Below are 13,211 nucleotides of genomic sequence, written 5' to 3' on the forward strand. Positions count from 1 at the left end.
GAGCCCAATCAGCTCCCTTTTTGTTTGAAAAAATACCCTGCTCATTTAAAATCAGTTGAAATTCCTAGGGATTTTTGTTACACTAGAATGAAAGATTTTAAAGGAGATATCATGAAAGAGCGAGGCTTACTCATTGTCTTTTCTGGCCCATCTGGTGTTGGAAAAGGAACAGTTCGAAAGGAAATTTTTGAAAGCTCTGATAATAAATTTGAATATTCTGTATCCATGACGACACGTCCACAGAGACCGGGAGAAGTTGATGGTGTTGACTATTTCTTCCGTAGTCGTGAGGAATTTGAAGATTTGATTCGCCAGGGTCAGATGTTGGAATATGCAGAGTACGTTGGAAATTACTATGGAACACCTCTGACCTATGTCAATGAAACTCTTGATAAGGGAATTGATGTCTTTTTAGAAATTGAAGTACAGGGTGCCCTACAAGTGAAGAAAAAGGTTCCAGATGGGGTGTTTATTTTCTTGACACCACCTGACTTGGAGGAGTTGCAAGATCGCTTGGTTGGTCGTGGGACAGACAGTGAGGAAGTCATTGCGCAACGTATCGAACGTGCCAAGGAAGAGATTGCCTTGATGCGTGAGTATGATTATGCGGTTGTCAATGATGAAGTTCCTTTGGCAGCTGAGCGTGTCAAGCGTATTATCGAAGCAGAGCATTTCCGTGTCGATCGCGTAATCGGTCGTTATGACGAAATGATTCGTGATGTGAACAAGTAATAGAACCTTAATAGAAAGTAGAGAATAGAACTATGATGTTGAAACCATCTATCGATACCTTGTTGGACAAGGTACCATCTAAGTATTCCTTGGTCATTCTTGAGGCAAAACGTGCCCATGAATTAGAAGCTGGCGCAAAGCCAACTCAAGAATTTACTTCAGTAAAATCAACCCTTCGTGCCTTGGAAGAAATTGAATCTGGCAATGTGGTTATCCACCCAGATCCAGAAGCAAAACGTGAGGCAGTTCGTCGCCGTGCGGAAGAAGCGAAACGTCTGGCAGAAGAAGAAGAGAAGAAAATCAAAGAACAAATCGCTAAAGAAAAAGAAGAAGGCGAAAAGATTTAGAAACAAGACTCGGTTGGGATTGCCATCCGGGTTTCTTTTCACTTATGAACATTGAAAGAAAGGAGGTCCTATGTTAGCACAGGTTATTGTAGACGTCCCCTTGATGCAGACTGATCAAGCTTATTCTTATCGGATTCCTGCTGAGTTGGAAGAGGGGCTTATGGTTGGTGTACGAGTCCATGTCCCCTTTGGTAAGGGAAATCGGTTGATTCAAGGGATTGTAGTAGCATTGGTTGATGAAGATGATGATGCGTCTGACTTGCAGGATTTGAAAGAGCTTGCCGAGGTTTTGGATTATAGTCCTGTTCTCAATCAAGAGCAATTTTGGTTAGCTGACCAGATGAGGAAGTCGGTTTTCTCCTACAAAATTACCCTCTTAAAATCCATGTTGCCAAGTCTTCTCAATTCCACCTATGACAAATTACTCAGACCGGGGAATGGCTTGGAAATGGCAGAGCAGGTCAGTCTGTTCGGTGATAAGGAGCAGATTCGTTTTTCTGACTTAGACGTGAAAGAGCAAGGGAAAATTATGCGTCTGACCCAGTCTGGAAAAATCTTGGTTGACTATGTGGCCAAGGATAAAAAGCAAATCAAGACAGAAAAATGGTACCGGGTTTGTCTAGATAAATTGCAAGATGCAGACATCAGCAATCGGGCTAAAAAACGGCAGCAATTAAGAGAATTTCTTTTGACTCATCCTGAAGACCAGCTCCTTTCAAACCTAAAATCGGACTATTCAGCTGATACGCTCCGCTATTTCCAAGAAAAAGGCTATATAGAAGTCTGGGAAGAGGAAGTGTCGCGGACTCAGGGTGTTTTTGATAAGGTAGAAAAAACGCAGGCCTTGGATTTGAATCCAGAGCAGGCGATTGCGGTTCGGGAGATTGTGGCCTCTATCGGTCAGGAAAGTCAGACATTTCTACTGCAAGGAGTGACAGGTTCTGGGAAGACGGAAGTCTATCTCCAGGTTATTGATAGGGTCTTGAAAATGGGGAAAACGGCCATCATGCTGGTGCCTGAAATTTCCTTGACCCCTCAGATGACCAATCGTTTTATTTCTCGTTTTGGTCAGCAGGTTGCCATTCTCCACTCTGGATTGTCTGATGGTGAGAAGTACGATGAGTGGCGGAAGATTGAGGCGGGAAATGCCCAGGTGGTTGTCGGGGCCCGTTCGGCCATTTTTGCCCCTCTGACCAATTTGGGTGTTATCATCATTGATGAGGAGCATGAGGCGACCTACAAGCAGGACAGTAATCCACGCTATCATGCGCGTGATGTGGCAAAGTTGCGGGCTGATTATAATCGAGCGACTCTGGTTTTGGGTTCTGCTACGCCGAGTCTTGAAACACGGGCTCGGGCTAGTCGCGGAGTCTATGGAAGACTGACTCTTAACCAGAGGGCCAATCCCTTGGCTCGTATTCCAGAAGTGGAAGTTGTGGATTTCCGTGATTATATCGGTCAGCAGGAGGCTAGTAATTTTACCCCTGTTCTGATTGAAAAGATAAGAGAAAAATTGGCTCGTAAGGAACAGGTCGTTCTTATGTTGAATCGGCGTGGTTATTCTTCTTTTGTCATGTGTCGTGATTGTGGTAGCGTTGACCAGTGTCCCAATTGTGATATTTCCCTTACGCTCCATATGGATACAAAAACCATGAATTGCCATTATTGTGGTTTTCAAAAGGGGATTCCTCAGACCTGTCCAAACTGTCAAAGTCGTTCTATTCGTTATTATGGGACGGGTACGCAAAAGGCCTACGATGAATTGCAGGAGCTCTTGCCAGAAGCTCGAATTTTGCGGATGGATGTAGATACCACCAAGAAAAAAGGTGCTCATGAGGACTTGCTCGAACGGTTTGGTCGAGGCGAAGCGGATATTCTTCTAGGAACTCAGATGATTGCCAAAGGCTTGGATTTTCCAAATGTGACCCTAGTTGGCGTGCTCAATGCGGATACGGCTCTGAATTTGCCTGATTTTCGGTCTTCTGAGCGAACCTTCCAGTTGCTGACTCAGGTAGCTGGTCGGGCTGGTCGAGCTGATAAGGAAGGGGAGGTCCTGATTCAGACCTACAACCCCAATCACTATGCCATTGCCTTTGCCAAAGAGCAGGACTATGAAGGTTTCTATCGTTATGAGATGGGCATTCGGAAAAATCTTGGCTATCCACCTTACTATTTTACAGTTGGTCTAACCTTTTCGCACAAGTCGGAAGAATTTGTCGTGAAAAAAGCCTATGAAACTGTAGCCTTTCTCCGTCAACACTTAACAGATGCAATTCAAATCCTGGGACCGACGCCCAAGCCTATTGCCAGAACCCATAATCTCTACCACTACCAGATCATCTTGAAATACCGGCAGGAAGACCGTTTGGAAGAGGTATTGAATCAGATTTTGGATTGGACGCAGGAGAGAGAAAATCAAGATTTGCGTTTGATTATTGACAATGAACCGCAGAATATGATGTGAGGTCACTATTGACCTTGCATTTTTTTGTTTTAAGAACCTTTAATTAAGGAAAAAATAAGCAAAAATGGTATAATTAAGGGATAATAGAATAAGTACGAACGATGTAATGTAAAGGAGATGAGAAAGCAAAGATGACAAAGTTGATTTTTATGGGAACACCAGCATTTTCAGCGACAGTCTTAAAAGGTCTTTTGGCGGATGACCAGTATGAAATCCTGGCTGTTGTAACCCAGCCTGACCGAGCTGTTGGACGAAAAAAAGTCATCCAAATGACACCTGTGAAAGAAGTAGCCTTGGAATACAATTTACCAGTCTATCAACCAGAGAAGCTATCTGGAAGCCAAGAAATGGATGAGCTGATGAATTTAGGAGCAGATGGGATTGTGACGGCAGCTTTTGGGCAATTCCTACCAACCAAATTATTGAACTCAGTTGACTTTGCAGTCAATGTTCATGCTTCTCTTCTTCCTAAATACCGTGGCGGTGCCCCTATCCATTACGCTTTGATTAACGGTGATGAACGTGCCGGCGTAACCATCATGGAAATGGTCAAGGAAATGGATGCTGGTGACATGATTTCTAGCGATAGCATTGCTATTGAAGAAACGGATAATGTTGGTACCTTGTTTGAAAAGTTGGCTGTTGTTGGACGGGATTTGCTATTGCAAACCTTGCCAGCCTACATTGCTGGTGACTTGAAACCAGTCGCTCAAAATCCAGAACAGGTAACCTTCTCACCAAATATCCAGCCAGAAGAAGAAGTGCTTGATTGGAACAAGTCAGCTCGTCAACTATTTAATCACATTCGCGGTATGTACCCGTGGCCCGTTGCCCACACCTATTGGCAAGGGGAACGTTTTAAAATTCAAGAAGCTGTCGAAGTAGAAGGTTCAGGTCCAGTCGGTCAAGTCATTGCTCGAAGCAAGAAAGAATTGGTCGTTGCGACAGGTCAGGGAGCCCTTTCTCTGAAAACTGTCCAGCCTGCTGGTAAGCCTAAAATGACCATTGCAGACTTTTTGAATGGTGCAGGTCGAGATATTGCAGTAGGAGATCAATTTGGTGATCAATAAACATGAAACAGCAAGAAGTCTAGCCTTATCTGTATTGGAACAAGTCTTTGATCAAGGTGCTTACTCGAACATCGCTCTCAATAAGGCCCTAGAATTTTCTCGTTTATCAGCACAGGACAAGGGCTTGGCGACCGAGTTGGTTTATGGGACGGTTTCTCGTAAAATTACCCTAGAGTGGTATTTGGCACATTTTATCGAAGATAGAGAAAAGTTGGACACTTGGGTCTACTATCTCCTCATGTTGAGCCTCTACCAGTTGGTATATTTGGACAAATTGCCTACCCACGCAGTTGTCAATGAGGCAGTTAATATTGCCAAGCGAAAGCCTGGAACTGACAAATTTGTTAATGCCATTTTGCGAAAAATCAGTCAATCGACTTTGCCAAATCCAGCGGACATCAAACGAAAAAATAAACGTCTATCCGTTCAGTATTCTGTGCCAGTTTGGCTGGTCCAAACCCTGATTGCAGAATATGGCGATGAACGTGCAGAGAAGATTTTCCAAAGCTTACATGATCGGAATAAGGCCAGTGTACGCGTGACAGATGGTCAACAAGTGGAGCGATTGGCAGAGGAGTTAGGCGCCCAACACTCGCAGTTATCACCAGTTGGGTTGGTTAAATCCCACGGACACTTTGCGGGGACAGATTATTTCAAGGAAGGACTCATCACTATTCAAGATGAAACCAGTCAATTGGTGGCTCCGACTTTGGATATTCAAGGAGATGAAATCATCTTGGATGCCTGTGCGGCTCCGGGTGGAAAAACCTGTCATATGGCCAGCTATTTAACAAGTGGTAAAGTTATTGCTCTTGATTTATACGAGCATAAACTAAACCTGATTGAAGAAAACGCACGTCGTTTAGGCCTAGAAGATAAGATTGAGACCAAAGGTCTGGACGCCAGTCGTGTTCATGAGGAATTTGGTCCAGATACCTTTGATAAAATCCTAGTGGATGCCCCATGTTCAGGTATTGGACTCATCCGCCGTAAGCCAGATATTCGTTATAACAAGGCATCGATGGATTTTGATTCTCTAAAGACTATCCAGTTGCAGATACTGGACAGTGTTTGCCAAAGCTTGAAAATTGGTGGTATAATAACCTATAGCACATGTACGATTATTGCTAAGGAAAACCAAGAGGTTATTCAAGAATTTCTGCAAAACCATCCCAATTTTGAACAGGTGACACTAGAACACCCTCAAACAGATATTATGGTGGATGGTTGCTTGTTGATAACCCCTGAACAGTATAAGACAGATGGATTTTTCATCGGTCAATTTAGACGAAAATCCTAGAATAAGAGGAGGAAGTTGCTTAGCAACGATAAAAATTATGGAAATTGCATTACTTACTGATGTAGGACAGAAACGTTCGAACAACCAAGACTATATCAATCGCTACAAAAATCGCGCAGGGATTGATTTGGTCGTGTTAGCTGATGGAATGGGTGGTCACCGTGCCGGCCATATTGCCAGTGAAATGGCAGCAACAGATTTGGGAGCTGCTTGGGTTGATACTCAATTAGTGACCTTGAATGATGTCCGTGAATGGATGGTTGCAATCATTGATGCTGAAAACCAAAAGATTCATGAACTTGGACAGACAGAAGAATACAAGGGGATGGGAACAACTCTTGAAGCAGTTGTTGTCATCGACAATCAAATGATCTATGCCCATGTTGGAGATTCACGAGTTGGATTGATTAGAGATGGCGAATATACACGTCTAACCAACGACCATTCGCTGGTAGGTGCCCTTGTTCGAGCTGGTCAGCTCACAGAAGAAGAAGCACAGCGTCATCCTCAAAAAAATATTGTAACGCAGTCCATTGGACAAGCCGAACCAATTGAACCAGACATTGCTTTGAAAACTCTTGAGGTTGGAGATTATGTCCTTATTAACAGCGATGGCTTAACCAATATGGTACCAACCGAGGATATTCGTGATATTGTATTGAGTGATGTTTCAATTGAAAGCAAGGTAGAAACACTTGTACGTTTTGCCAATAATGCAGGCGGTCTAGATAATATTACAGTAGGTTTGCTTCACATTACGGAGGAGGCTAGGTAATGATTCAAATCGGTAAGATCTTTGCCGGTCGGTATCGAATCGTTCGGCAAATTGGTCGAGGCGGTATGGCAGATGTTTACCTAGCAAGAGATTTGATTTTAGATGGAGAAGAGGTTGCTGTTAAAGTTCTTCGGACCAACTATCAGACAGATCAAATTGCTATCCAGCGTTTTCAACGTGAAGCGCGTGCCATGGCAGAACTTGACCATCCCAATATCGTTCGTATTTCGGACATCGGTGAAGAAGATGGTCAACAGTATCTGGCTATGGAATATGTCAATGGCCTCGATTTAAAACGTTATATAAAAGAAAATGCACCACTCTCCAACGATGTTGCGGTGCGAATTATGGGACAGATTCTCCTTGCTATGCGCATGGCGCACACGAGAGGAATTGTCCATCGAGATTTGAAACCTCAGAACGTCCTTTTGACTTCCAATGGAGTCGCTAAAGTAACAGACTTTGGTATTGCAGTTGCCTTTGCTGAAACGAGTTTGACACAAACCAACTCCATGTTGGGGTCTGTTCACTATCTTTCACCTGAGCAGGCGCGTGGTTCGAAAGCGACCATTCAAAGTGACATTTATGCAATGGGAATCATCCTTTTTGAAATGTTGACGGGGCGTATTCCCTATGATGGAGATAGTGCTGTGACGATCGCTCTTCAGCATTTCCAAAAACCTCTCCCATCTGTTAGAGAAGAGAATGCCAACGTACCTCAGGCCTTAGAAAATGTTGTACTAAAAGCAACGGCTAAAAAATTAAACGAGCGCTATAAGTCGGTTGCAGAAATGTACGCAGATTTAGCTTCGGCTCTATCCATGGATCGTCGGAATGAACCCAGGGTTGAACTAGAAGGGAACAAGGTTGATACAAAAACCTTGCCAAAACTCTCCCAGGCCAATGTTGAAACGAAAGTACCGCATACAAATAGTTCTGCCCAAGTTTCAGCGACGGATAAGGGGCCTGGTAAGAAAGAAGTGGCGAAGTCGGGAAATAAGCCTGTTTCAAAACCAAGGCCAGGTATGCGTACACGCTACAAAGTCTTGATAGGGGCTATTTTGTTAACAGTCATAGCGGCTGGATTCATATTTTTCAACACTCCACGAACAGTTACAGTCCCTGATGTGTCTGGTCAAACCGTTGAAAAAGCTACAGAAATGATTGAAGTGGCAGGATTGGAAGTTGGAAACATCACAGAAGAAGCGACAGCGACTGTAGATGAAGGCTTGGTAATACGGACCTCTCCGGCTGCAAAGACGACCAGACGTCAAGGAAGTAAGATTGATATTGTAGTAGCAACGGCTGCGATGGTATCTATTCCAGATGTGACAGATAAGGATTCTGATACTGCACGGCAGGAATTGGAGGCTCTTGGTTTCCAAGTGACAATAAAAGAAGAATATAGCGAAAAAGTTGCCCAAGGACTTGTCATCAAAACAGATCCAGGAGCAAATAGTTCTGCTGAGAAAGGGGCGAAAATTACCCTTTACGTTTCCAAAGGAGTAGCGCCACAAGTTGTGCCAAACGTTGTTGGAAAAACTCAGGAGAATGCTACTCAAATTCTTCAGACAGCAGGCTTCAGTATTGGAACTATTACTCAGGAATATAGCTCATCTGTTACTGCGGGTCAGGTTATCAGTACAGATCCCGTTGCCAATACAGAGTTGACAAAAGGTTCTATCATCAATCTAGTTGTTTCAAAAGGAAAAGAATTGATTATGCCTGATTTAACATCTGGCAATTACACCTATTCACAGGCACGTAGTCAATTACAAGCGCTAGGCGTCAATGTGGAAAGTATTGAAAAACAAGAAGATAGAAGCTATTACTCAACGACAAGTGACATCGTCATTGGACAATATCCTGCTGCTGGAGCAACAATTGATGGAACAGTTACCTTGTATGTCTCCGTTGCATCGACCGGCACCAGTAGCGATTCCTCAACAGGAAGTTCCACCAGCACAAGTACTTCAACAGATAGCGGACGATAAAGATGAATAAGGTTGGGCAGATGCCGAACCTTTTTCTCTTGATTAGAGAGCGTAGCTTGTGAGCGATCCCTTATGCCAAAATTGTTTCCTTCTGTCCATCAAGAGTGATGGCCTAGGAGTGATTTGCATAGTTTATAGTCATGTTCAGTTTATTTTGCTTGCTTCGTTAATTTACTTTGCCGTACCCAAGTATAGCCTGCATCTCGTTGCTTTGAACTAATATATTCATTTGAATTATCTTTGATACATCGTCACTTTCGCCTTGCCGTACCCAAGTACAGCCTGCGCCTCAGTTCCTTGTCTGAAAGCTAATTCATTCGACTATATTTCCTACTTTGGATGGAGTTCTTTTACTTATTTTTTGTTACAATAGTATAGAAAGGATGGAGAAGATGCGGAAAGTTCAATTTTTTCTACTAATAGAAAGTATGATTTTTACGATGGCAGCCTTTGACGTGGTAGCCAATGAGGCCAGTCGGACCCTGCTACTTTTCTCTACCTTATTACTCGTCATTTGGTACTTCCTAGGAAGAAAAGTTAATAGCGTTTTACTGGTCAGCTCCTTATCTCTATTATTTTTGGTCTTTGTTTTAAATCCCTTCTTCATTATTGGGATTATGCTGCTAGTCGTGTACATGCTGATTAATTTCTTTTCACGTTATGAAAAGAGAAACCAATATACCCACATTGTTTTTAGTGACTATTCTCTACAGGTTCAAAAAGAGAAAAATAGATGGTTTGGCAACCACGACCACTCTCAAGATAGGTTTGGTTTTGAAGATATTAACATTGTACGCTTGTTTGGCAATGATGTAGTTGATTTGGATAAGACTGTATTAGTTGGCAGAGATAATATTGTTGTAATTCGTAAAACGTTTGGACGGACAAAAATTATTGTTCCAATTGATGTTGAGGTCGCACTTTCAGCAACTAGTATCTATGGACGAGTAAGTTTCCTGGGTGAATCATATTGGGATTTGCGGAATGAAAGTATAGCAATCAATAGTCCCGATTATCAAGAATCACACAAACGTGTAAAAGTCGTTACCAACAATATACTGGGAGATGTGGAGGTGGTTCGCGTATGAGAAAACGTACCTACCTACTCCTCGCCTGGTTTGCCTGTCTCATTGTTTTTGTGGTGATTGCTTCCACCCTCCCGCTTTTAAATTATTCATTGCTAGATGTTACGCTCTGGATTTCAACGGAGCAGCTCGTGTTTACTCTCATTCTACTGGTTATTGTTTTGACCCTTTTTCTAGCTGTAATGGTACAAACTGTCAGCCTGGCCTCCACTCAGGTTATGCGGACGAAGTTACAAGCTATCTTGAAGAATAAAAGTATTCGAACAGATACCGAAAGTGATCAGCTCTTGCTCCAGTTATCTGATAAGGTCAGAAACCTCACGCGTCAGGTACAGCTGGTTGACAATCAAGATTTAGTCAAGAAAGAAGAGATTGTTGAGGGAGAACGGAAACGGATTGCCAGGGATTTGCATGATACGGTTAGTCAAGAGTTATTTGCAACGAGCATGATTTTGTCAGGATTATCGTCCAATCTATCCACTCTTCCGCAGGAAACTTTGCAGGAACAGCTGATGCTCGTGAAAGACATGATTGAGTCTGCCCAACGAGACCTACGCATCCTATTATTACATCTACGCCCAAGTGAACTTGAAAGTAAAACCTTGGTTGAAGGCTTTGAGCTGATTTTGCGTGAAGTTAGCGACAAAAGTAATATTATCGTTCATTTCCAACATGAAGTAGAGGAACTACCGAAACTAATTGAAGAACATCTCTTCCGCATTGCGCAAGAAATTATCAGTAATACCTTGCGACATGCCAAAGCCAAGCATTTGGATGTTTACCTCTTGCAGAAGGAAACAGAACTTCAGTTGAAAATGACAGACGATGGGATCGGCTTCCAACAAGGTGCAGATGATGAATTAAGTTACGGTCTTCAAAACATACGTGAGCGGGTTGAAGACATGGCTGGAACGATAAAAATTCGCACAGCTCCAAATAAGGGAGTGGCGATTGATATTCGTATCCCACTATTGAAAGGAAAAGAAGATGAATACGATTCGAGTGATGCTGGTTGACGACCATGAGATGGTCCGTCTAGGATTGAAAAGTTACTTAAATTTACAGCCAGATGTTGAAGTAGTTGCAGAAGCTAGTGATGGCGAGGAAGGTCTGGCTAAAGCGTTAGAGGTTAAACCCGATGTTATAGTGATGGACTTGGTTATGCCCAAGATGACTGGCGTAGAAGCAACCCTGGCCTTGCTGAAGGAATGGCCGCAAGCGCAGATTGTCATCCTGACTTCCTATCTAGATAATGAGAAAATCTATCCTGTGCTGGAAGCAGGAGCTCGTGGCTATATGTTGAAAACGTCAAGTGCTGACGAAATCTTAGCAGCCATCCGCAAGGTAGCTCTTGGAGAATATGCTATTGAGACAGAAGTAGAGAAAAAAGTAGAGCACCATAAACGCCACCCAGCTTTACATGATGACTTGACAGCTCGTGAACGCGAAATCTTGACGCTGTTAGCCAAGGGATATGATAATCAACGAATTGCAGATGAGTCTTTCATTTCCCTAAAAACTGTTAAGACCCATGTTTCCAATATCTTATCCAAACTAGCTGTTAGCGATCGTACTCAAGCAGTTGTTTATGCTTTCCAGCATGGTTTGGTGGCGCAAGAGGACCAATAGTGGTATAATGAAAATTAGTTAATTTTCAACCAAAGGATAGTGGAATTATATGGATGCAAAACTCAGATATAAGGCAAAAAAAATAAAAATAGTCTTTTTTGACATTGACGACACGCTACGTGTAAAGAATACAGGCTACATTCCTGAATCAATTCAGCAGGTTTTCAAATCACTGAAAGAAAAGGGAATTTTGACAGGAATTGCTTCAGGACGAACGCCTTATGGTTTGGTGCCAGAAATCAAGGCCTTAAAGCCAGACTTTTTCGCTATGATTAACGGCTCCTACGTAGAAGATGTCAAAGGTCAGGTAGTGTACCATCAGCCAATGCCCCAAAATTTAGTAGAATCTGTATTAAATTGGGCTAAAGAAATTGGAATCGAATATGGTATGCTTGGTAGTCAAAAAGGGACACTTTCTGCACGAACTGACCGCATTAGTCAAGTAATTGACTTGATTTATGAAGGTTTGGAAACAAACCCAACTTTTTATAAAGAAAATGACATCTACCAATTGCTAACTTTCGAGAAAGATGGTCACGAAGTAGAACTTCCAGAAGAGTTGCAAGCGGAATTGCGTAGTGTTCGTTGGGATGCTATTTCATCGGACATTGTGCTAAAAGGCTCTTCCAAAGCAACTGGTGTTGCTAAGGTTGTTGAAAAACTAGGCCTGAAACCTGAAAATGTCCTAGTGTTCGGAGATGGACTCAACGATATTGAGTTATTCGATTATGCAGGAATTAGTATCGCTATGGGGCATTCGCATCCAGAATTGCAAAAGCATGCAGATTATATCACAAAAAAAGTAGAAGAAGATGGCATTTTTGATGCCTTGGAGAAATTAGGTATGGTAGAAAAAGAAAAATATTTCCCGCAATTAGATTTGGAAAATGTTACAGGACCAGTTGCGCATATCAAGACTAACCATGGTAAGTTAACAGTAAAACTCTTCCCTGAAATTGCACCCAAAACTGTAGCAAATTTCGTAGCTCTTTCTAAAGATGGCTATTATGACGGAATTATCTTCCATCGTATTATTAAAGACTTTATGATTCAAGGTGGCGATCCAACCGGAACAGGTATGGGTGGTGAATCTATTTATGGTACTGCGTTTGAAGATGAATTTTCAATGGAAGCTTTTAATCTCAGAGGAGCCTTGTCAATGGCCAATGCAGGACCAAATACAAATGGAAGCCAATTCTTTATCGTTCAAAACCAAAACTTCCCATACAATGCGAAAGAATTAGAACGAGGCGGTTGGCCTAAAGAAGTTGCAGAAGCCTATATCAAAAATGGCGGGACACCACATCTAGATCAACGCCACACAGTGTTTGGTCATCTAGTTGATGAAGACTCCTTCGTCGTCTTGGATGCTATAGCAGCGGTTGCAACAGATTCAGCAGATCGTCCACATGAAGATGTTGTAATTGAGACCATCGAAATAGAGGATTAAGATGAAAATCGGAGATAAACTCAAGGGGACGGTAACGGGCATTCAGCCGTATGGAGCCTTTGTACAATTAGAGAATGGGACAACGGGCCTAATCCATATCTCGGAAATCAAAACAGGTTTTGTTGATAATATTTATGATCATTTAAAATTGGGGCAAGAGGTTTTGGTACAGGTAGTCGACTTTGATGAATATACTGAAAAGGCTAGTTTATCAATCCGGACCTTGGAAGAAGAACAACAAAAAATTCCGCGTCATCATCGTTTTACAAATGAACGGAATAAAATTGGTTTTTCCCCTTTAGCAAAACAACTTCCGAAATGGATTGAGGAAGCTAAAGGCTATCTCAAAGAACACAAAGAAAAGA

The 13,211-nt window shown here is 42.4% G+C and carries 11 protein-coding genes and 2 pseudogenes; all 13 read left to right on the forward strand.

Annotation, left to right across the window (positions count from 1 at the left end; genetic code table 11):
* The first annotated feature begins 111 nt into the window (after nt 1-111).
* The gene (gmk, locus tag F9856_RS10885) at nt 112-732 is read left to right on the forward strand and encodes a guanylate kinase (RefSeq protein ID WP_029174105.1); all 621 of its coding nucleotides are present in this window, start codon (nt 112-114) and stop codon (nt 730-732) included.
* 32 nt (nt 733-764) lie between these two features.
* Nucleotides 765-1,079: a DNA-directed RNA polymerase subunit omega gene (gene rpoZ, locus F9856_RS10890; RefSeq protein WP_004195201.1), complete on the forward strand. Its 315-nt coding sequence runs from the start codon at nt 765-767 to the stop codon at nt 1,077-1,079.
* 70 nt (nt 1,080-1,149) lie between these two features.
* On the forward strand, nt 1,150-3,543 hold the full coding sequence (locus tag F9856_RS10895; protein ID WP_202106610.1) for a primosomal protein N': 2,394 nt from the start codon (nt 1,150-1,152) through the stop codon (nt 3,541-3,543).
* A gap of 131 nt (nt 3,544-3,674) precedes the next feature.
* Nucleotides 3,675-4,613, forward strand: a complete 939-nt coding sequence (fmt, locus tag F9856_RS10900; protein ID WP_202106611.1) for a methionyl-tRNA formyltransferase — start codon at nt 3,675-3,677, stop codon at nt 4,611-4,613.
* The gene (gene rsmB, locus F9856_RS10905; RefSeq protein WP_202106612.1) at nt 4,600-5,913 is read left to right on the forward strand and encodes a 16S rRNA (cytosine(967)-C(5))-methyltransferase RsmB; all 1,314 of its coding nucleotides are present in this window, start codon (nt 4,600-4,602) and stop codon (nt 5,911-5,913) included. The genes fmt and rsmB overlap by 14 nt, the downstream gene beginning before the upstream one ends.
* A gap of 37 nt (nt 5,914-5,950) precedes the next feature.
* On the forward strand, nt 5,951-6,688 hold the full coding sequence (locus F9856_RS10910) for a Stp1/IreP family PP2C-type Ser/Thr phosphatase (protein WP_004194145.1): 738 nt from the start codon (nt 5,951-5,953) through the stop codon (nt 6,686-6,688).
* Nucleotides 6,688-8,217: pseudogene (gene pknB / locus F9856_RS10915) on the forward strand (Stk1 family PASTA domain-containing Ser/Thr kinase); the annotation flags it as partial. The gene F9856_RS10910 and the pseudogene pknB, both read left to right, overlap by 1 nt.
* Nucleotides 8,218-8,682, forward strand: a pseudogene (locus F9856_RS12420) (PASTA domain-containing protein); the annotation flags it as partial. It lies immediately after the preceding pseudogene.
* A gap of 392 nt (nt 8,683-9,074) precedes the next feature.
* On the forward strand, nt 9,075-9,770 hold the full coding sequence (gene liaF / locus F9856_RS10920; RefSeq protein WP_202106614.1) for a cell wall-active antibiotics response protein LiaF: 696 nt from the start codon (nt 9,075-9,077) through the stop codon (nt 9,768-9,770).
* A complete protein-coding gene (locus tag F9856_RS10925; RefSeq protein WP_002937028.1) occupies nt 9,767-10,783 on the forward strand; it encodes a sensor histidine kinase in 1,017 nt (338 codons plus the stop codon). The genes liaF and F9856_RS10925 overlap by 4 nt, the downstream gene beginning before the upstream one ends.
* Nucleotides 10,755-11,396, forward strand: a complete 642-nt coding sequence (locus tag F9856_RS10930; protein ID WP_044690104.1) for a response regulator transcription factor — start codon at nt 10,755-10,757, stop codon at nt 11,394-11,396. Before F9856_RS10925 ends, F9856_RS10930 begins: the two co-directional genes overlap by 29 nt.
* 49 nt (nt 11,397-11,445) lie before the next feature.
* Nucleotides 11,446-12,846 (forward strand): bifunctional Cof-type HAD-IIB family hydrolase/peptidylprolyl isomerase, encoded by a 1,401-nt coding sequence (locus F9856_RS10935; RefSeq protein WP_202106615.1) that lies wholly within the window; start codon nt 11,446-11,448, stop codon nt 12,844-12,846.
* A gap of 1 nt (nt 12,847) precedes the next feature.
* Nucleotides 12,848-13,211, forward strand: a 364-nt coding sequence (locus F9856_RS10940; RefSeq protein WP_202106616.1) for a S1 RNA-binding domain-containing protein, incomplete at its 3' end; no start/stop codon positions are given.

The sequence above is a fragment of the Streptococcus suis genome (assembly GCF_016743335.1).
Taxonomy (GTDB): domain Bacteria; phylum Bacillota; class Bacilli; order Lactobacillales; family Streptococcaceae; genus Streptococcus; species Streptococcus suis_Y.